23 protein-coding genes and 2 tRNA genes are annotated in these 19,225 nt (G+C 64.1%); 4 read left to right on the forward strand and 21 right to left on the reverse strand.

Annotated elements, in window-relative coordinates:
- Positions 1 to 136 precede the first annotated feature (136 nt).
- Positions 137 to 427, forward strand: coding sequence for a hypothetical protein (locus DMX10_RS32840; RefSeq protein ID WP_158545630.1), 291 nt, complete (start codon positions 137 to 139; stop codon positions 425 to 427).
- 46 nt (positions 428 to 473) lie between these two features.
- On the opposite strand, the gene DMX10_RS26090 is transcribed toward DMX10_RS32840, so the two are convergent.
- From DMX10_RS26090 to dapA, 4 genes are all read right to left on the reverse strand, one after another.
- Positions 474 to 563 (reverse strand) — tRNA-Ser (locus tag DMX10_RS26090).
- A 114-nt stretch (positions 564 to 677) separates the two neighbouring features.
- The gene (locus DMX10_RS26095; protein WP_111263824.1) at positions 678 to 1,547 is read right to left on the reverse strand and encodes a phosphoribosylaminoimidazolesuccinocarboxamide synthase; all 870 of its coding nucleotides are present in this window, start codon (positions 1,545 to 1,547) and stop codon (positions 678 to 680) included.
- 130 nt (positions 1,548 to 1,677) lie between these two features.
- On the reverse strand, positions 1,678 to 2,793 hold the full coding sequence (bamC, locus tag DMX10_RS26100; RefSeq protein WP_111263825.1) for an outer membrane protein assembly factor BamC: 1,116 nt from the start codon (positions 2,791 to 2,793) through the stop codon (positions 1,678 to 1,680).
- Between the two features lie 18 nt (positions 2,794 to 2,811).
- Entirely contained in the window at positions 2,812 to 3,690 is an 879-nt protein-coding gene (gene dapA / locus DMX10_RS26105; protein ID WP_111263826.1) for a 4-hydroxy-tetrahydrodipicolinate synthase, read from the reverse strand.
- A 167-nt stretch (positions 3,691 to 3,857) separates the two neighbouring features.
- Between dapA and DMX10_RS26110 the strand changes: the two genes are divergently transcribed.
- Positions 3,858 to 4,415, forward strand: coding sequence for a glycine cleavage system protein R (locus DMX10_RS26110; RefSeq protein ID WP_111263827.1), 558 nt, complete (start codon positions 3,858 to 3,860; stop codon positions 4,413 to 4,415).
- Positions 4,416 to 4,425: 10 nt separating this feature from the next.
- Positions 4,426 to 4,899, forward strand: coding sequence for a peroxiredoxin (locus DMX10_RS26115; protein ID WP_111263828.1), 474 nt, complete (start codon positions 4,426 to 4,428; stop codon positions 4,897 to 4,899).
- 52 nt (positions 4,900 to 4,951) lie between these two features.
- On the opposite strand, the gene DMX10_RS26120 is transcribed toward DMX10_RS26115, so the two are convergent.
- A complete protein-coding gene (locus DMX10_RS26120; protein ID WP_111263829.1) occupies positions 4,952 to 6,031 on the reverse strand; it encodes an AI-2E family transporter in 1,080 nt (359 codons plus the stop codon).
- A 32-nt stretch (positions 6,032 to 6,063) separates the two neighbouring features.
- Complete coding sequence (locus DMX10_RS26125; protein ID WP_111263830.1) at positions 6,064 to 6,315, reverse strand: sulfurtransferase TusA family protein; 252 nt, start codon at positions 6,313 to 6,315, stop codon at positions 6,064 to 6,066.
- Between the two features lie 105 nt (positions 6,316 to 6,420).
- On the opposite strand from DMX10_RS26125, the gene DMX10_RS26130 reads away from it, so the two are divergent.
- Positions 6,421 to 7,854, forward strand: a complete 1,434-nt coding sequence (locus DMX10_RS26130; RefSeq protein WP_111263831.1) for a M48 family metalloprotease — start codon at positions 6,421 to 6,423, stop codon at positions 7,852 to 7,854.
- A 55-nt stretch (positions 7,855 to 7,909) separates the two neighbouring features.
- On the opposite strand, the gene nadA is transcribed toward DMX10_RS26130, so the two are convergent.
- The 15 genes from nadA to DMX10_RS26205 all read right to left on the reverse strand — a co-directional run bounded on the left by nadA (position 7,910) and on the right by DMX10_RS26205 (position 19,209).
- Entirely contained in the window at positions 7,910 to 8,968 is a 1,059-nt protein-coding gene (gene nadA, locus DMX10_RS26135; RefSeq protein WP_111263832.1) for a quinolinate synthase NadA, read from the reverse strand.
- A gap of 229 nt (positions 8,969 to 9,197) precedes the next feature.
- Positions 9,198 to 9,273: transfer RNA gene (locus tag DMX10_RS26140), tRNA-Lys, on the reverse strand.
- A 58-nt stretch (positions 9,274 to 9,331) separates the two neighbouring features.
- Entirely contained in the window at positions 9,332 to 10,006 is a 675-nt protein-coding gene (gene queC, locus DMX10_RS26145) for a 7-cyano-7-deazaguanine synthase QueC (protein ID WP_111263833.1), read from the reverse strand.
- Position 10,007: 1 nt separating this feature from the next.
- Positions 10,008 to 10,655, reverse strand: a complete 648-nt coding sequence (gene queE / locus DMX10_RS26150) for a 7-carboxy-7-deazaguanine synthase QueE (protein ID WP_111263834.1) — start codon at positions 10,653 to 10,655, stop codon at positions 10,008 to 10,010.
- Between the two features lie 125 nt (positions 10,656 to 10,780).
- Positions 10,781 to 11,602 (reverse strand): tol-pal system protein YbgF, encoded by an 822-nt coding sequence (gene ybgF / locus DMX10_RS26155; RefSeq protein WP_111263835.1) that lies wholly within the window; start codon positions 11,600 to 11,602, stop codon positions 10,781 to 10,783.
- A 6-nt stretch (positions 11,603 to 11,608) separates the two neighbouring features.
- Complete coding sequence (gene pal, locus DMX10_RS26160) at positions 11,609 to 12,106, reverse strand: peptidoglycan-associated lipoprotein Pal (RefSeq protein ID WP_111263836.1); 498 nt, start codon at positions 12,104 to 12,106, stop codon at positions 11,609 to 11,611.
- Positions 12,107 to 12,161: 55 nt separating this feature from the next.
- A complete protein-coding gene (gene tolB, locus DMX10_RS26165; protein ID WP_111263837.1) occupies positions 12,162 to 13,463 on the reverse strand; it encodes a Tol-Pal system beta propeller repeat protein TolB in 1,302 nt (433 codons plus the stop codon).
- Positions 13,460 to 14,464 carry a cell envelope integrity protein TolA gene (gene tolA / locus DMX10_RS26170; RefSeq protein ID WP_111263838.1) on the reverse strand — a complete coding sequence of 335 codons (1,005 nt, stop codon included), beginning with the start codon at positions 14,462 to 14,464 and terminating at the stop codon, positions 13,460 to 13,462. Before tolA ends, tolB begins: the two co-directional genes overlap by 4 nt.
- Positions 14,464 to 14,922: a protein TolR gene (tolR, locus tag DMX10_RS26175; RefSeq protein WP_111263839.1), complete on the reverse strand. Its 459-nt coding sequence runs from the start codon at positions 14,920 to 14,922 to the stop codon at positions 14,464 to 14,466. The genes tolA and tolR overlap by 1 nt, the downstream gene beginning before the upstream one ends.
- 33 nt (positions 14,923 to 14,955) lie before the next feature.
- Positions 14,956 to 15,651, reverse strand: a complete 696-nt coding sequence (tolQ, locus tag DMX10_RS26180; protein ID WP_111263840.1) for a protein TolQ — start codon at positions 15,649 to 15,651, stop codon at positions 14,956 to 14,958.
- A gap of 2 nt (positions 15,652 to 15,653) precedes the next feature.
- On the reverse strand, positions 15,654 to 16,100 hold the full coding sequence (gene ybgC / locus DMX10_RS26185) for a tol-pal system-associated acyl-CoA thioesterase (protein WP_111263841.1): 447 nt from the start codon (positions 16,098 to 16,100) through the stop codon (positions 15,654 to 15,656).
- 90 nt (positions 16,101 to 16,190) lie between these two features.
- The gene (ruvB, locus tag DMX10_RS26190; protein WP_111263842.1) at positions 16,191 to 17,243 is read right to left on the reverse strand and encodes a Holliday junction branch migration DNA helicase RuvB; all 1,053 of its coding nucleotides are present in this window, start codon (positions 17,241 to 17,243) and stop codon (positions 16,191 to 16,193) included.
- Between the two features lie 6 nt (positions 17,244 to 17,249).
- Positions 17,250 to 17,852 (reverse strand): Holliday junction branch migration protein RuvA, encoded by a 603-nt coding sequence (gene ruvA / locus DMX10_RS26195; RefSeq protein ID WP_111263843.1) that lies wholly within the window; start codon positions 17,850 to 17,852, stop codon positions 17,250 to 17,252.
- A gap of 21 nt (positions 17,853 to 17,873) precedes the next feature.
- A complete protein-coding gene (gene ruvC / locus DMX10_RS26200; RefSeq protein ID WP_111263844.1) occupies positions 17,874 to 18,398 on the reverse strand; it encodes a crossover junction endodeoxyribonuclease RuvC in 525 nt (174 codons plus the stop codon).
- 61 nt (positions 18,399 to 18,459) lie between these two features.
- A complete protein-coding gene (locus DMX10_RS26205) occupies positions 18,460 to 19,209 on the reverse strand; it encodes a YebC/PmpR family DNA-binding transcriptional regulator (protein WP_111263845.1) in 750 nt (249 codons plus the stop codon).
- Positions 19,210 to 19,225 lie beyond the last annotated feature (16 nt).

The following is a 19,225-nucleotide window of genomic DNA, read 5'->3' on the forward strand; positions in this document are numbered from 1 at the left end:
GTGTGTTCAGCACCTGACATGAACTCTAACGCCAAGAATGCAGGCTGTCAACAGCAATCTACGAAATTAAAATTGAAATGTAGATGCTGACCTACAACACCGAATCAACAGCCTTTTCCGAATACCCTAAATCTGGATGGGTGTCGTCATAGGCCGGGCTTGTCTGCCCGATCTCGGGTGCAATCTGGCCGCAAGCCAGCCAGAACGCGTACTGGGGATAGGCCTTCACAAGCACGTCGATCTCTTCCGTGCTGACTCTTACCGCGCCTTTGCTGACGCTTCGCCAACGGTCGTGGTTGCCTCCACCCAGAAGGACGCGCTGGAGCCGGGCCCGTTCCCGGATGAGCTGTTCTGTTCAGACATCCGCCGGATGAAGGTGCTGGTGCAGCGCACCCTGCTAGCGCAAGGCGCGCACGGGCATGCCTGAAAGCACAAAGCCCCTGGCTCTCGCGAACCAGGGGCTTTGTTGTATATGGCGGGAAGATAGGGATTTGAACCCTAGGTGCCATTGCTGACACAACGGATTTCGAATCCGTCCCGTTCGGCCACTCCGGCATCTTCCCGAACGGCGCGCATGATACCAGCTGAAAGGCGTTTGGCGAAGCCCGCCGAGGCAATTTTTTCGCGTGCATTCAGATGCTTGCGTATTGCCCCGGCCGGAAGCCCCGCCGCCGGAGTCAGGCGGTCAGCTTGGTCAGGGCCTCGCGGTACTTGTCGGCGGTCTTCTGTGCGACGTCCGCGGGTACGGCGGGGGCTGGCGGCTCCTTGTTCCAGCCGGTGGACTCGAGCCAGTCGCGGACGAACTGCTTGTCGAAGCTGGGCGGGTTGGTGCCTTCGACATAGCTTTCCACCGGCCAGAAGCGGCTGGAGTCAGGGGTCAGCACTTCGTCCATCAGGGTCAGGGTGCCGTCTTCGTCGATGCCGAATTCGAATTTGGTGTCGGCAATGATGATGCCGCGAGTGGCGGCATACTCGACAGCGGTGCTGTAGAGGGCGATGGCGGTATCGCGGACCTTGGCGGCCAGTTCCTTGCCGATGATGGCCTCGCACTGCTCGAAGGAGATGTTCTCGTCGTGGTCGCCGACAGCGGCCTTGGTCGAGGGGGTGAAGATCGGCTGGGGCAGCTTGGAGGCTTCCTTGAGGCCGGCGGGCAGCTGGATGCCGCAGACGGTGCCGGTCTTCTGGTATTCCTTCCAGCCCGAACCGACGATGTAGCCGCGCACGATGGCTTCGACGGCCACCGGCTTGAGGCGCTTGGCGACCACGGCGCGGCCTTCCACGAGCGGCAGCTCGGCAGCGGGCACCACGTCCTCGACCTTGTCGCCGGTGAAGTGATTGGGCACCACGTCGGCCAGCTTGTCGAACCAGAAGTTGGAGATGGCGGTGAGGATCTTGCCCTTGTCCGGGATCGGCTGTTCGAGGATGACGTCGAAGGCCGAGAGCCTGTCGGTGGCGACCATGAGCATGCGCTTGGCATCGATCTCATAGAGGTCGCGGACTTTGCCGGAGTAGATCTTCTTCAGGCTCAGGGTGCTGGGAGTGGTCATGTCGATTTTCCGCCTCTGTTAAACGAAACAGGCGAAACCTGCGGGGTTTCGCCTATTGTCTTGCCGCCGCGCCCTGCGGCGCGTCGGCTGGAGCCGGGTGGAGGTCAACCGCCACCCAGTCGGTCCGGCCTCAGCCGAGGTTTTCCTGGATCAGGCCCAGCACGCGGCGCGCCACATCGGCGGGTGCCACGGTGTTGATGTCCTTCTCAACGGTCACCTGGACGCTGTCACCGACGCGGGTCAGGCGAACCTGGTAGCGCTCGGCACGGGCCTCGATCTCTTCCTTGCTCGGTGCGCTGCCCCACAGGCGGCTGAAGAAGCCAGGCTCCTGGTCCTTCTCCGCGCCCTCGGCGAGGTTGATGTAGTACACGCCCAGGCTGCGGTTGATGTCGTCGACGCGAACGTCCGCCACTTCCAGGGCACGACCGACGCTGGACCAGGAACGGTCGAAGTCGGCACCCAGGTTGAGGATCGGGTTGCCGCTGCCGTCTTCGGACAGGGTCACCCGGCTCGGCGCATCGAAGTCGCGAGCAGCCAGCAGGGAAACGGAACCACCCTGCTCGGCGCTGCGCGCCATGCTGGCGAGCATTTCGTCCATCAGCGCAGCCTCGAGGCTGGGGCTGTCGGAGCGGCTCGGCCAGCCGGTATCGGCGCTGCTGCCTGCCGGGCGGGTGGTGGTGAGGACGAAGATCTCGCTGGTGTTGCGCTGCACACCCGGCTCGATACGCACACGGGCACGCACTTCGCTGTCGGGCTCGACACCGCTCACACGGCTGCCGAGACGGCGCGCGAGGGGCGCGGAAAGCTGGTCGAGACGTTGCCAGGCGGTGCTGAACTCGCCGGTCTGCGGACGCTCGTCGACAACCTTGAAGCCGCCGTCCTCGAAGAACTGGCGAGCCACCGGCCAGACCTCGGCCGGGATGCGCTGGGCAACCACCCAGCGCGAGTCGCCGCTCTTCTGCAGGCTGTAGTCGCTGACTTCACCCTTGACCTGCAGGGGCTGTGGGCGCGGAATTTCGTAGTCGGCGTCGCTGCGGCTGTCGGCGACGTTCATAGGCACCGGCAGCAAGGGGTCAAGGCGTTTGGATTGGGCATCCGGGGGCAACTGCATGGGCGCGGTCTGGCGCGCTTCCAGGTAGTCGTTGCCGCGGTCGCGGAAGTAGCCATTTTCGCCCCAGAGCCAGCCGCAGCCGCTGGTGCTGGAGATCATCAGGGCGAGAGCGGAGAGTCCGGCCAGTCGCTTCATGCGTAGTAATTCCTCGGATTAAGCCAATACACCGGACTGGCGGAGCGCCTGACGCAGCGGTTCGTGGCAACGCGGGCTGAGCCAGGTCAGCGGCAGGCGGATGCCGTCGGGCATCAGGCCCATCTCGTGCAGGGCCCACTTCACCGGGATCGGGTTCGATTCGATGAACAGCGCCTTGTGCAGCGGCATCAGCTTGTCGTTGATCGCGCGAGCGGTCTCGGCATCGCCACGCATGGCGGCGGCGCAGAGGTCGGCCATCTCGCGGGGCGCGACGTTGGCGGTCACGGATATGTTGCCCTTGCCGCCCATGAGCATCAGTTCGACGGCGGTGGCATCGTCACCGGAGTAGACGAGGAAGTCCTTGCTCACGCGATCCAGGACCTCCTGGCCGCGCTTGAGGTCGCCGGTGGCTTCCTTGATACCGATGATGTTGGAGATCTTCGCCAGGCGCTCGACGGTCTCGGGCAGCATGTCGCAGACGGTGCGGCCAGGGACGTTGTAGAGGATCTGCGGAATCGCGACGGATTCGGCGATGTGGCGGAAATGCTGGTACAGGCCTTCCTGGGTCGGCTTGTTGTAGTACGGGGTCACCAGCAGGCAGGCATCGGCGCCCACGTTCTTGGCGGCGGCGGTGAGGTCGACGGACTCGCGGGTGGAGTTTCCACCGGTGCCGGCGATGACCGGGATGCGGCCATTGACCTGATCCACCACGCGGCGGATGACTTCGATGTGTTCGTTCACATCCAGCGTCGCGGATTCACCCGTGGTGCCGACTGCGACTATGGCGTTGGTGCCTTCCTGCAGGTGGAAATCCACCAGCTTGGTCAGACTCGCCCAGTCCAGTTGACCTTGTGCATCCATGGGCGTGACCAGTGCCACCATACTGCCCGCAATCATGCAACCGCTCCTGCCGGAAAAAGAGAGCCGTAATGGTACTGGTGCCCATTGCCCAGCACAAGCTGACGAGGGCGCCTCAAGCATTCCCCTCGGCAGCGCTTTTCGCTAACCTCTCCGCTTTGATCGACGCGGCTTTGGCCGCCCTCCCCTCGCTTTAGGAATGCTGCATGTCCACCACCCCGCCCCGCGAACAATTCCTTGTGATCAGCGCCCTCGGCGTGAACCCCATGGAGCTGACCAACGTGCTGTGCCGAGCCAGCCAGGAAAACCGCTGCGCCGTGGTCAGTAGCCGCCTGACTCGCCACGGCGAGTACAGCGCTCTGGTGCTGCAGGTATCCGGTAGCTGGGATGCGCTGGCCCGCCTGGAAGCTGGCCTACCGGCCCTGGCCAAGCGCCACGAATTCACCACCCAGGTAACCCGCAGCGGCGCTCTGGAGCCCCGCCCGCAATCCCTGCCCTACGTGGCCTACGTCAGCGCGGCCTACCGCCCGGACATCCTCAATGAGCTGTGCCAATTCTTCATCGATCACCGCGTCGAGCTGGAGAACCTCACCTGCGACACCTACCAGGCGCCGCAGACCATGAGCACCATGCTCAACGCCACCATCACCGTGACGCTGCCGGCGGGCACCCAGATCAGCTGGCTGCGCGACCAGTTCCTCGACTTCGCCGATGCGCTGAACCTCGACGCCCTGATCGAGCCCTGGCGCCCGCAACACCCGTAAGGAGCAAGACATGGCCGTAGCAATCGACCAACCGGTAGCCGACTTCACCGCCCCCGCCACCAGCGGCCAGCAGGTGACGCTCTCCGCCCTGAAAGGCAAGCAGGTCGTCCTGTATTTCTACCCCAAGGACAGCACCCCCGGCTGCACCACCGAAGGCCAGGGTTTCCGCGACCAGCACGGAGCCTTCGCCGCCGCCAACACTGTGATCTTCGGCATCTCCCGCGACGGCCTGAAGTCCCACGAGAACTTCAAGTGCAAGCAGGAGTTCCCCTTCGAGCTGATCTCCGACAAGGATGAAGCGCTCTGCCAGCTGTTCGACGTGATCAAGCTGAAGAAGCTCTATGGCAAGGAATACATGGGCGTCGACCGCAGCACCTTCCTGATCGACAAGAACGGTGTGCTGCGCCAGGAGTGGCGTGGCGTGAAGGTTCCGGGCCACGTGGATGCCGTGCTCGCGGCCGCCCAGGCGCTGAACAAGGGCTGACCCGCCCCGCCGCCATGAACGAAGGCCGCGAAAGCGGCCTTTTTCATGCCCGTCACATCAAGGGTGACGGCCCTTCCCTCAGTGGTCCGCTGCGCGGCCAGGCATCGAGCACGGCCTTGAACAGCGTCGCCAGGGGAATCGCGAAGAAGATGCCCCAGAATCCCCAGAGACCTCCGAACAGCAGCACGGCACAGATGATGGCCACCGGGTGCAGGTTGACCGCCTCGGAAAACAGCAGCGGCACCAGGATGTTGCCATCCAGCGCCTGGATCACCCCGTAGACCACCATCAGGTAGATGAACTGGTCGCCCCAGCCCCACTGGAACAACGCGATCAGCGCCACCGGGACGGTCACCACCACCGCGCCGATGTAGGGCACCACTACCGACAAGCCGACCAGCAATGCCAGCAACGCCGCATAGTTGAGCCCGAGGGATACGAAGGCGACGTAGGTGACACCGCCACAGATGACGATCTCGATCACCTTGCCGCGGATGTAGTTGGCGATCTGCTGGTTCATCTCCTGCCACACCTGGGTCATGAGCGCTCGCTCGCGTGGCAGGTAGCCGCTCAGCCAGCGCAGGATCAGCTCGCGATCCTTGAGGAAGAAGAACACCAGGATCGGCACCAGTACCAGGTAGATCATCAGGTTGACCACCAGCGGCAGGCTGGAGAGGGAGAAGGTCAGCGCCCATTGGCCGAACTTGCCGACCTCGCTGCGAGTCACCTCGATGGCGTTGAGCACCTGCTCGTCGGTCAACAGGTGCGGGTAGCGCTCGGGCAGCAACAGAAGCAGCGACTGCCACTCGCCGAGCATGCGCGGCAGCTCCTTGAACAGGGTGCTGAGCTGCTGCCACAACAGCGGCATCAGCACCACCAGGAACAGCGCCAGGGCCCCGATGAACAGCGCGAAGACCAGCCACACGGCCAGCGTTTGCGGCATGCGCAGGCGTTCGAGGAAGTTCACCACCCCCTGCATCAGGAAGGCCAGCACCAACCCTGCCAGGACTGGCGCCAGCATATTGCCGAGGGTGAGGACCAGGGTAAAACCCAGGACCAGGAAGACCGCCAGCACCACCGCTTCTTCATCGGAGAAGTAGCGCTGCACCCAGTCGCGAAGCACCTTGAACATCGGAGTTCCTTGGTAAGCGTAAGCAGGGAGATTCAGGCCTTGCGCAGCCAGTAGCGATAGGTGCCGCCCTGCTCTTCCTCGTGCAGCAGCAGGTGGCCGGCGAGGCGGGCGAAGGCACGGAAATCGCGTTGCGAACCGGCATCGGTAGCAGTGACCTTGAGTACCGCGCCGCTGGGCAGGCGGTTGAGTTCCAGCTTGGCCTTGAGCAGCGGCAACGGGCAATTCAGCCCGCTGGCGTCCAGCTCGGCGTCGAAGGTATCGGGACGGCCGGCGGCGTCAGTCATGAGTGTTCTCCAGGAGGGCGCCTAGGATACAGAAGGCCGCACAACCCTGGCCAGCCGACCGGGCAGGAGGCTACAGTTAGCGCTTTGCCGACAAGAGCCCTGTGCATGAATCCGCTGCGCCCCACTCTGCTGACGCTTGCCTGCCTCCTCTCATCGCCCGTGATGGCCGATGACCTGCCGTCCCTCGGCGACTCCAGTTCGGCCATCGTCTCTCCGGAGCAGGAACATCAGTTGGGCCGCGCCTGGCTCAGCCTGTTGCGCGGCCAGGTTGAACAACTCTCGGACCCGCAGCTCAAGGACTACGTCGAAACCAGCGTCTACCGCCTGGCCGAGACCAGCCAGCTGCAGGACCGCCGCCTGGAATTCGTGCTCCTCAAGAGCCCGCAGCTCAACGCCTTCGCCGCCCCGGGCGGCATCGTCGGGGTCAACGGCGGCCTGTTCCTCTATGCCCCCAACGAAGCCGAATACGCCTCGGTGCTGGCCCACGAACTGGCGCACCTTTCGCAGCGCCACTTCGCGCGCGGTATCGAAGCCCAGCAACGCATGCAGATCCCGGTGATGGCGGCGATGCTTGCCGGCATCGTCGCGGCGGCGGCCGGCGCCGGGGACGCGGGTATGGCGGCGATCATGTCGACCCAGGCCGCGGCGATCCAGGAGCAACGTCGCTTCTCCCGGCAGAACGAGCAGGAAGCAGACCGCATCGGCCTGCTCAACCTGGAGAAGGCCGGCTACGACCCCCGGGCCATGCCGAACATGTTCGAGCGCTTGATGCGCCAGTACCGCTACGACTCCAAGCCGCCGGAATTCCTCCTCACCCACCCGGTGACCGAATCGCGTATCGCCGACACCCGCAACCGCGCAGAACAGCTGCCGCCGGGCGGCGTCGAGAACAGCCTGCGCTACCAGTTGATGCGCGCCCGTGTGCAACTGATGTTCGAGGAGACCCCGGGGATCTCGGCCAAGCGCTTCCGCGCCCAGCTCGATGCCGATCCCAAGCTGGATGCCGCGCGCTACGGCCTGGCCATCGCGCAGATCAAGAACGGACAGCTCAACGAAGCACGTGAAGCCCTTGCGCAGCTGCTGGCCAAGGCACCCAACGAGATCGTCTACAACCTGGCCCAGGTCGACCTGGACATCACCGCCAACCGCCTGCAGGACGCCCAGCAGCGCGTCGACCGGCTGCTCGGCCTGTACCCCAACAACTACCCGCTCAAGCAGGCGCGCAGCGACCTGATGCTCAAGCTGAACAAGCCCCAGGAAGCGGAGAAGATCCTCGACGGCCTGATCAAGAGTCGCCCGAACGATCCGGACGTCTGGTACCAGGTGGCCGAGGTGCGCGGCCTCGCCGGCAACACCATCGGCCTGCACCAGGCGCGCGCGGAGTTCTTCGCCCTGGTCGGCGACTACGACCAGGCCATCGAGCAGCTGGATTTCGCCAAGCGCCGCGCGACCAACAACTTCCCGCTCGCCTCGCGCATCGATGCACGCCAGCAGGAAATGATCGAGCAGCAGAAGACCATCAAGAAGATGATGCGCTGACGAACGCCGCCCATGAAAAAGCCCGGACATGTCCGGGCTTTTTTGTGCGTGCCGATCAGGCGTTGCCGGCGAGCTTCAAGCGCGCGGCCTGGGTGAAGTCGAGCATGCGCTTGAGCGGCTTGACGGCACGCGGCACCAGCGCGGCATCGACGAATATCTCGTTGCTGCCCTCGCGCAGGCACTGCAGGGTGCGTTCCAGGGTGTTCATGGCCATCCAGGGGCAGTGCGCGCAGCTGCGGCACGCCGCCCCATTGCCGGCTGTGGGGGCCTCGATGAACTGCTTGTCCGGACACAGCTGCTGCATCTTGTAGAAGATGCCGCGATCGGTGGCGACGATGAACATCTTGTTCGGCAGCGTCTGCGCAGCCTTGATCAGCTGGCTGGTGGAGCCCACCGCATCGGCGAGTTCGATAACCGCCTCAGGCGATTCCGGATGCACCAGGATGGCTGCCTCCGGATAGAGCGCCTTCATGTCTTCGAGCTGCTTGGCCTTGAACTCCTCGTGAACGATGCAGGCACCGTCCCAGAGCAGCATGTCGGCACCGGTCTCGCGCTGGATGTAGCGCCCCAGGTGCTGGTCCGGCGCCCAGATGATCTTCTCGCCGTTGTCCATCAGGCTCTCGACGATCTCCAATGCGCAGCTGGAGGTCACCACCCAATCGGCCCTCGCCTTCACCGCCGCGGAGGTATTGGCATAGACGACGACGGTACGCTCCGGGTGCTGGTCGCAGAATGCCGAGAACTCATCCACCGGGCAGCCGAGATCCAGGGAGCAGGTCGCTTCCAGGGTCGGCATCAGCACCCGCTTCTCGGGGTTGAGGATCTTCGCGGTCTCGCCCATGAAGCGTACGCCGGCCACCAGGACCGTCTGCGCCTCATGCTGGTTGCCGAAGCGGGCCATCTCCAGGGAATCGGACACGCAACCGCCGGTTTCCTCGGCCAGGGCCTGGATCACCGGATCGCAATAGTAGTGGGCCACCAGAACGGCGTTCTGCGCCTTCAGTTCGGCTGCGATCTGCGCCCGGAGCTGTGCCTCTTCATCGGCAGTCAGTTGCCGGGGCTGCTTCGCGGCGAGATGGGCCTGGACGAGAAAACGTTCGGAGAGATGGGACATGTCTGCTGGACCTGCGGGCGCGTTGCGCGAAAGCCTGTTGGGTCACCGCCCGACGGGCCAGGGGCCTCGCGGATCGGGGCGCGGATGATAGCGCAGATTAACGCCATTGGGCATGGCAGCGGGAGGGGCTGCGCCCTCCGGTCACCGGGCTCGACTTTCCTGCAGGCAAACGAAAAGCGGGAATACCTTTCGATCTTCCCGCTTCCGTTGCTCCTTGCGGAGCCTTGTATGGTGGGTCGTGTAGGATTCGAACCTACGACCAATTGGTTAAAAGCCAACTGCTCTACCGACTGAGCTAACGACCCGACGCGGAGCGCATAATACTGATTTTATTCAGGAATTCAACACCCCACCGTAAAAAAATCAGAAATATCTCGTAGGATCTTGCACGCCAGCGGCCGCGAAGCCATCCGCACGCAGCCGGCAGCTGTCGCATTTGCGGCAGGCGCGGCCCTCGTCATCGGCTTGGTAGCAGGACACCGTCAAAGCGTAGTCCACGCCGAGCCTCACGCCCGCCTGGACGATCTGCGCCTTGCTGAGGTTCTGCAACGGCGCCTGGATGCGGAAGCCATCACCCTCCACGCCGGCCTTGGTCGCCAGGTTGGCCATGCGCTCGAAGGCCTCGACGAACTCGGGGCGGCAGTCCGGGTAGCCGGAGTAGTCCACCGCGTTGACGCCGATGAAGATATCCCGCGCACCGAGCACTTCCGCCCAGCCCAGGGCGAGAGACAGGAATACGGTGTTGCGCGCCGGCACGTAGGTGACCGGGATGCCTTCGGTAGGTGCTTCCGGTACGGCGATGCTGCTGTCGGTCAGGGCCGAGCCGCCGATGCCATTCAGATCAAGGCCGATGACCTTGTGCTCCACCACGCCCAGTTGCCTGGCTACGCGCTCGGCCGCCTGCAGCTCGGCACGATGACGCTGGCCGTAGTCGAAGCTCATGGTGTAGCAGGCATAGCCTTCGGCACGGGCCATGGCTACCACCGTGGCGGAGTCCAGGCCGCCGGAGAGGAGGATTACCGCTTTCTTGTCGCTCATATCAGTGTCCCGGCTCGTCGTTCCAGAGAATCTTGTGCAATTGCAGCTGCAGGCGTACCGGCAGGTTGTCAGCCACTATCCAGTCCGCGAGGCTCCGCGCGCTCACCTGCTGGTGACTGGGCGAGAACAGCACCTCACCCGCGCGCTGCTCCAGCCGGTACTCGATCAGCTTGGAGACGGCCCAGTCGTAGTCCTCGCGGGAGCAGATGACGAACTTCACCTGGTCGTTGCGAGTCAGTTGGGCGATGTTCTCGTAGCGATTGCGGGCGAGCTCGGCAGAGCCGGGCGTCTTCAGGTCGACAACACGGCTGACGCGCGTATCCACGGCCGAGATGTCCAGGGCACCGCTGGTTTCCAGCGACACCTCGTAGCCGGCGTCGCAGAGCCGTTGCAGAAGCGGGATGCAATTGGGTTGCGCCAGCGGCTCGCCGCCCGTCACACAGACGTAGCGGGGCCTGTAGGCAGCCACCTGGGCGAGGATGCCGTCCAGGGTGTGGAGCTGGCCGCCATTGAAGGCATAGGCGGTGTCGCAATACTGGCAGCGCAGGGGACAGCCGGTCAGGCGTACGAATACCGTCGGCAAGCCGGCGGTACGCGTTTCCCCCTGCAGCGAGTAGAAGATCTCGGTCAGTCGCAGGGTCTGTTGCATAGGGGCCACGGGCGTAACGGCTAAACAGGCCATCCGCCTCCGTTGCTGGAAGAAGAGTCAGAGGGCGGCGATTCTAACGAAAAAACCCGCGTCAGGCGCGGGTTTCTCGATGCTCGGGGCGTGGATCAGGGCAGGCGCTGGAGATCCCGCTGCGCCAGCTGGGCGGCGGAGCTGCCGGGGTACTGCGCGACGACCTGCTTGAGGATGCCCTTGGCCTTGTCGGTATTGCCCAGGCGCTGCTCGACGTCGGCGAGCTTGTAGAGGGAGTCCGGTACCTTGGCGTGCTGCGGATAGACCTGGCTGACCCTGGCGAAGGCCTGGCCGGCGCCCTGCAGGTCGCCCTTGGCAAGATTGACTTCGCCCAGCCAGTACTGCGCGTTGCCGGCGTATTGGCTGCTGGGGTACTTGCGCAGGAAGGCGCCGAAGGCCTGGCTGGCCTTGTCGAAGTCCTTGGCCTTGATCAGGTCGAAGGCGGCGTCGTAGTAGAGCTTTTCCTTCGCCGGATCGCCCGGTTCGGCGCTGGCGGCCGGCTGCTGGGCCGGTGCCGAGGGAGTGCCGGCGGCGTTGATCGCGCCATCGGCAGGGGAATTCTGTTGTGCGGCTGGTGCGCCCGCTGCGCCCGCACTCAAGCGGCTGTCCAGATCCTGATAGCGCTCCAGCGACTCGCGCTTGAGCTGCTCGATCTGGTTCTGCTGTTCTTCGACCATCCCACGCAGGCGGGCGGTCTCCTCCTGCATCTGCTGCAGTTGCATGAACAGCTCGCCTTGCGCGGACACCGGGGCCGAAGCCCCGGATCCGGCATAGGCGCCAGTCGTGCCATAACCAGCGGGCGGGTAACTGTTGCCGTAACCGGCATCGTTTCCGTCCACCACGGGAACCTCAGCAAAGGCAGCCAGGGGCAGGCTGCTGAGGGCCAATACAGTCAAAGCACGACGGCACTTACGCATATCGAATTACTTACGCAGTTCGACGCGACGGTTCTGAGCCCAGGACTGCTCGTCGTTGCCAGTGGCAACCGGACGCTCTTCGCCGTAGGAAACCAGTTCCAGCTGAGCCGGGGAAACGCCCTGCAGAACCAGGTAGCGCTGAACGGCCTTGGCACGACGCTCGCCCAGAGCCATGTTGTATTCGCGGGTGCCGCGCTCGTCGGTGTGGCCTTCCAGAACGACGCGAGCGCCGTTGCCTTTCAGGTCCTTGGCGTGTACGTCCAGAGCGCGCATGGCTTCCGGCTTCAGGTCGGAGCTGTCGTACTCGAAGTAGAAGGTGGTGATGGCGCGCAGAGCGGCTTCTTCGCTCAGGCTGCCGTCAACACCGCTGTTGCCGCTGTTGTAGCCAGCGTTCGGGTCTACAGCGCCCTGACCGGAATCGTCGCCGCCCTTGGAGGAGCAACCAACTGCAACAGCCATGGCCAGAGCCAGAGCAGCGAACTTACCGAATTTGATCATTTCCATCATGTAACTCCTAATGAGCCCCAGTGTGTTTAGCAAAACAAAAGTGGATACCGCGTCAGTTCAGGTACGGCGACCAGGACGGTTCGCGGATATCGCCTTGAACGGTTGGAATCGGGAGTCGCACGCGCCCGTTTGTGGACACGAGCATCAGCACTCCCCGGCCCTGCTGGCGGGTGGCGTAGATTAGCATGGTGCCGTTTGGCGCAACAGTGGGCGAGTCGTCCAGAGTGGTGCCGGAGAGGATACGCGGGGCACCGCCACGGACCAGGTCCAGGGCCGCCACCTTGAAGTTGGTGAAGCCATCCTGGCGGTGGATCATCACCAGGGTCTTCTCGTCAGCCGAGAGCTTCGGGTTGGCGTTGTAGTTGCCGACGAAGGTCACGCGCTGCGGCTCGCCACCATTGATGTTGGTCTTGTAGATCTGCGGCTTGCCGGCACGATCCGAGGTGAAATAGATGGTCTGGCCATCGGCGCCCCAGAAGGGTTCGGTGTCGATCGCCATGTGGTTGGTGACACGACGCAGCTGGCGGCTGCCCAGGTCCATCACGTAGATCTCCGGGTTGCCATCCTTGGACAGCACGAACGCCAGGCGATTGCCTTCAGGCGACCAGGCCGGCGCGCCGTTCAGGCCCTCGAAGTTGGTGATCTGCTCGCGGCGACCGGTGTCGATGTGCTGGATGAAGATGCGCGGGCGCTTCTGCTCGAAGGAGACATAGGCGATGCGGCGGCCATCCGGTGCGTAGCGCGGCGAGAGGATCGGTTCACGGGACTGCAGCAGGGTCACGGCGCGCTGGCCGTCATAGTCGGAGCGCTGCAGGGTATAGCGCGTGTTGTTCACCGAGAAACGCTCGGCGGTCACGTAGAGCATGCGGGTGGAGAACGCACCCTTCACGCCGGTGAGCTTCTCGAACGACTGGTCGGCCACGTAGTGCGCCATGTCGCGCAGCTGGTCGGTGGAGCCGCTGACGCTACCGGCGAACACCTGCTGCTCGGTGGCGACGTTGAACAGGGCGAACTGCACCTGCAGGCGGCCACCGGCCGGGGCGATGCTGCCCACCAGCACGTACTGGGCGCCCAGTGCCTTCCAGTCGCGGTAGATCACTTCGCTGGCCTGGGTCGGCAGGCTGATCATGTTCTGTCGCGGGATGGGCTCGAAGAAGCCGGAGTTGCGCAGGTCATTGCCGATGATCTCGGACATGTCCTCGGGCAGGACGTTGCCGCCCTGCCAGCCGAAGGGCACGACGGCGATGGGTGTTGCGCTGTCCCGGCCGCCAGTAATCACGAGCGGATCAGCGGCCTGCACGGTACCGACCAGCATGGTCAGGCCGAGCAGGACGATACGTATCAGAGTGTTCACAGACCTAAATCCTCCGGTTTGAAGACGACGCGACGCTGCCTGTACATCCTGTCAAAGGTAGCGCGATCCAATTGTTGCATTTCAGGGATGCGCCCGACGCTGCGTACCGCGGCCACCGCGGAGCTGTCGAAGGGCCCATCACCACTTGAACGGGTGACGCTGGCGTTGGTGACGGTGCCATCCGGCAGCATCTGAATCAGCAGTTCGACACTCATGCCCGGACGGGTCGACAGCGGCTTCTGCCAGTTCTCGCTGATCAGTTTGATGATCAGGTCATCGAGGCTGCCGGCAACCTGGTCGCCCACTTCATCGGCCAGGGTATGCTCACGCTCCACGGTGTCGGACAGCAGGTCGGCGAGAGCGGCGGCCTTCTTGTCCTCGGTCGACTTGCGCTTGGCCTCCTCCGCTGCCTTTTTCTTCGCGGCCTCGGCGGCGGCCTTCTTCTTCGCATCCTCGGCAGCCTTCTTCTTCGCGGCCTCGGCTGCAGCTTTCTTCTTCGCCTCTTCAGCGGCTTTCTTCTTGGCCTCGTCGGCAGCCTTTTTCTTGGCTTCCTCTTCTGCCTTCTTCTTGGCGATATCGGCCTGCTGCTTCTTGGCTTCCTCGGCCTTCTTGGCGTCATCCGCCTTCTTCGCTGCGGCTGCCTCTTCCGCTTTTCGAGCTTCCTCGGCTTTCTTTTGTTCCGCCGCCTTGGCCGCAGCGACCTTCTGCTGCTCCAGCTTCTGCTGCTCGGCCTTCTTCTGCTCCATCTGTTCGGTTTCATACTGCGGAGCTGCGGCCTTCTTGGCTTCGCCGGCGATCTTCTGGTTGGTCTGGGTGGTCGCCTGGCTCTGCGACTTCAGCTGATAGAGCGTAGCCTGCACGATCGGGCGCGCTGGCGGCAGTTCAGGGGTGAAGGCGAAGCTGACGAACAGCGTGCCGAAGATCAGCACGTGCAGGCCTATGGCCCAGACCGCAGGCCAGAAATAGCTTTCCGATGGGGAGCGTTCGCTCTGCTGCTGCATCAGGGCGCCTCGGTGATCAGCCCGACATTACCCACGCCGGCCTGCTGCAGGCCGCCCATGACGGCCATCACGGAGCCGTAGTCGACGGCCTTGTCACCCCGGACGAAGACCTGGACCTTCTTACCCTGGCTGGTGTTCTGGCTCATGATCGCGGTGACCGCCTGCACCAGCTGCGGCAGCGTGCTGGACGTCTCGCTGGCCTTGCCCTGGTCCGGGTCCACTTCCTCGCCCATGTTCCAGTAGTAGCTCTTGTCGGCCTTGATCGAGATGGTCAGGACGCGGGAGTCGTTGTCCTGGGGCAGCGCCTCGCTGGACACCTTCGGCAGGTCGACCTTGACGCCCTGGTTGAGCATGGGCGCGGTCACCATGAAGATGACCAGCAGCACCAGCATCACGTCGATGTAGGGCACCACGTTCATCTCGGCGACCGGTTTGCGTTTTTGGCGAATTCTGGCCATGGCGTGAAACCTGTCCTCTATTGAACCTGCGTCTTATTCGTCGCTGGTGTGCACTTTGCGGTGCAGGATGGCCTGGAACTCGTCGGCGAAGGTGTAGTAGCGACTGATCAGGGTCTCACCACGCGCGGCGAAGCGGTTGTACGCGATGACCGCCGGGATCGCCGCGAACAGGCCGATGGCGGTAGCGATCAGCGCCTCGGCAATGCCGGGGGCCACGGTGGCCAGGGTCGCCTGCTGCACCTGGGCGAGGCCACGGAAGGAGTTCATGATCCCCCAGACGGTGCCGAACAGGCCGATGTAGGGGCTGGTGGAGCCGACGGTGGCGAGGAACGGCAGGCTCTGCTCGAGCTTCTCCTCCTCACGGGAGATGGCAACGCGCATGGCACGGGCAACGCCTTCCATCACCGCATCCGGATCGACGCCGGGCTGCTGGCGCAGCCGGGAGAACTCCTTGAAGCCGGCGCGGAAGATCTGCTCGACGCCGGAATCCGGGTCGGGGTTGCTGCCGGCCTGGCGATACAGCTTGGACAGGTCGATGCCCGACCAGAAACGCTCCTCGAATGTCTCGAGGGACTTCTTCGCCGCGCGCAGCAGGTTGCTGCGCTGGAAAATCATGATCCACGAGGTGACCGAAGCGGCCACCAGAGTGAGCATGACCAGTTGCACCACGATGCTGGCGTTGCTGATCAGGCTCCACATGGAGGTATGGTCGACGACGTTGGCTTCCACGCTTAGTCTCCTGCAGGGGGTTGGCCCGGTACGGCGGCGAAGGCTGAACGCAGCGCTTCGGGGATCGCCCGGGGTTTCAAACTGTCGGCGCGCACACAGGCCACCAGGAACTGCCCTTCACAGAGCAGCGCATCATCCGTAGCCCGCCTCACCTGTTGACGAAAGCGCAGGCTGGCACGGTTCAATTCGATCACTTCGGCACTGATGGTCAGCTCGTCGTCGAGCCGGGCGGGAGCGTGGTAACGCGCCTCGGCCGAATGCACGACGAAGAGCAGGTTCTCCCCTACCAGCTCGGACTGGGCAAAACCCAGGCTTCGCAGGCACTCGGTGCGAGCCCGCTCCATGAACTTGAGGTAGTTGACGTAATAGACGATGCCACCGGCATCGGTGTCTTCGTAATAGACGCGGCTCCGATGCACGAAAGGCTGGGCCCCATTTTGCGCGCGCATACTCTAGTGCTTACTCCAAAGGTTGCCAATCAGGCCGTGCACTGTTTTTTCACCCCCAGCGCCCGCCGCTCGGTTCGACAGCAATTTCCCCTATTCGTCCCCCACCCCGAACAAATCGTCGGTGGGTGACTCGGCCATGCGCTTGGGCAGGTTCAACCCGAAGTGCAGGTAGGCGTGGCGGGTGACCACGCGCCCACGGGGCGTGCGCATGATGTAGCCCTGCTGGATCAGGTAGGGCTCCAGCACATCCTCGATGGTGTGGCGCTCCTCGCTGATCGCAGCGGCCAGGTTGTCGATGCCCACCGGGCCGCCGTCGAACTTGTCGATCATCGCCAGCAGCAGACGCCTGTCCTGGTGGTCGAAGCCACGCTCGTCGACATCCAGCAGGTTCAGTGCCTGGTCGGCGATCACCCGGGTGATCTGGCCCTTGCCACGTACTTCGGCGAAATCACGCACGCGGCGCAGCAGGCGGTTGGCGATGCGCGGGGTGCCACGGGCACGACGGGCGATCTCGAAGGCTCCCTCGGGCTCGATGTGCAGTCCGAGGATGCCGGCCGAACGGGTAACGATGCTGGTCAGATCCGCAGTGCTGTAGAACTCCAGGCGCTGGACGATGCCGAAGCGGTCGCGCAGCGGGTTGGTCAGCATGCCGGCGCGGGTGGTGGCACCGACCAGGGTGAAGGGCGGCAGGTCGAGCTTGATCGAGCGTGCCGCGGGGCCTTCGCCGATCATGATGTCGAGCTGGAAATCCTCCATCGCCGGGTACAGCACTTCTTCGACGATGGGCGATAGACGGTGGATTTCGTCGACGAAAAGCACGTCGCCGGACTCCAGGTTGGTCAAGAGTGCCGCCAGGTCACCCGGGCGCTCCAGCACCGGGCCGGAGGTGCTCTTGATCGACACGCCCATCTCCTGCGCGATGATATTGGCCAGGGTGGTCTTGCCGAGGCCCGGCGGACCGAAGATCAGCGTATGGTCGAGGGCCTCGTTGCGCCCGCGGGCCGCCTGGATGAACAGCTCCATCTGCTCGCGCACGGTGGGCTGGCCCACGTAGTCGGCAAGGCTCAGCGGGCGGATGGCGCGGTCCAGCTGCTCGTCGCGGTCACGGCTGCTGGCGGTTATCAGGCGGTCTGCTTCGATCATGCGGTGTTACACCATTCCTTTCAGGGCGCGGCGGATCAGTTCTTCGCTGGACAGCCCTTCTTCCTTGATGGCGGCAACGGCACGGCTGGCTTCCTGGGGCTTGAAGCCCAGGGAGATCAAGGCGCTCAGTGCATCGCTCTCGGCACTGGAGACCTTGGCGTTGAGCGGCTCGACCACCAGGGTGGAGATGCTCGGCATGGTTTCCCAGGCCTTGAAGCGGTCCTTCAGCTCCACCAGCAGGCGCTCGGCGGTCTTCTTGCCGACACCCGGGATCTTCACCAAGGTCGAGGTGTCCTGGGCCTGCACGCAGCGCACCAGCTCGTCCACTTCCAGCCCTGACATCAGCGCCAGGGCCAGCTTGGGACCGACGCCATTGAGGCGGATCAGCTCGCGGAACAGCTCGCGCTCGCGCTTCTCGAAGAAGCCATAGAGCAAGTGCGCATCCTCGCGCACCACCAGGTGGGTGTGCAGGGTCACGGGCTCGCCGGTCGAGGGCAGGCGGTAGAGGGTGGTCATGGGCACTTCCAGCTCGTAGCCGACGCCATTGACATCGAGAATCAGGTGCGGCGGCTGTTTTTCCGCCAGGGTGCCACGCAAACGTCCAATCACGAAGTGCGTCCTTATATGGGGTTACAAACGGAGCCGCCCACCACGGCGCTTGGCGGTGGCCAGGCCATGGGGAATCAGGCTCTGCCGGTGGTGCGCATGGCACAGGGCGATGGCCAGGGCGTCGGAGGCGTCGATCTGCGGCTTCTGCACCAGCTTGAGCAGGTGCATGACCATCATCTGCACCTGCTGCTTGTCGGCGCCACCGGTGCCGGCGATGGCCTGCTTGACCTGGCTGGCGCTGTACTCGGCTACCTCCAGCCCCTCCTCGCTCGCGGCGACGATGGCGGCGCCACGGGCCTGGCCCAGCTTGAGCGCGGAGTCGGCGTTGCGCGCCATGAACACCTTCTCGATGCCCATGGTCACCGGCCCGTAGGTCTGGATGACCTCGCGCACGCCACGGAAGACGATCAGCAGGCGCTCCTGCAGCTCGCCACTGCCGGTACGGATGCAGCCGGACGCGACGTATTCACAACCACGCCCGGTGTCGCGGACCACGCCGTAACCGGTGATGCGCGAACCAGGGTCGATACCGAGGATGAGGGTCATTGCAGCTCTATATCAGGTGCCCAAGTAAAAAAGCCGAAGCGTCCGCTCCGGCTTTTTCGTGTCAGCCCAGCTGGGCCATCACGTCGTCGGGGATGTCCACGTTGCTGTAGACGTTCTGCACGTCGTCCAGGTCCTCGAGCATGTCGATGAGCTTCATCACCTTCTGCGCGGTTTCCAGGTCGGTGATCGGCGCGGTGATCGAGGGGATCATCGCCACTTCAGCCTCATCGCCCTTGAAACCGGCGGCGGTGAGCGCTTCGTTGACACTGAGGAAGTCGGCGAACGAGGTGTAGACCTCGACCGAACCGTCGTCCGCTGCGACCACGTCGTCGGCGCCCGCTTCCAGGGCCGCTTCCATCAGGGCGTCTTCGTTCACGCCGGGGGCATAGCTGATCTGGCCCTTGCGGTCGAACATGTAGGCCACCGAACCATCGGTGCCGAGGTTGCCGCCGCACTTGCTGAATGCGTGGCGCACTTCGGCGGCGGTGCGGTTGCGGTTGTCGGTCATGGCTTCGACGATGATCGCCACGCCGCTTGGCGCGTAACCCTCGTAGCTCAGCTCGACCATGTTGTCGGCTTCGTTGGAACCGGCGCCGCGGGCGATCGCGCGATCGATGGTGTCGCGGGTCATGTTGGCGGTGAGCGCCTTGTCCACGGCCAGGCGCAGACGCGGGTTGTCCGCCGGGTTGCCGCCGCCGTGCTTGGCAGCGACGGTCAGCTCACGGATGAGCTTGGTGAAGATCTTGCCGCGCTTGGCGTCCTGACGCTCCTTGCGGTGCTTGATGTTGGCCCATTTGGAATGACCCGCCATAACTGACTCCGTGCTT

Source organism: Pseudomonas sp. 57B-090624, from assembly GCF_003234055.1.
Lineage (GTDB): Bacteria > Pseudomonadota > Gammaproteobacteria > Pseudomonadales > Pseudomonadaceae > Metapseudomonas > Metapseudomonas tohonis.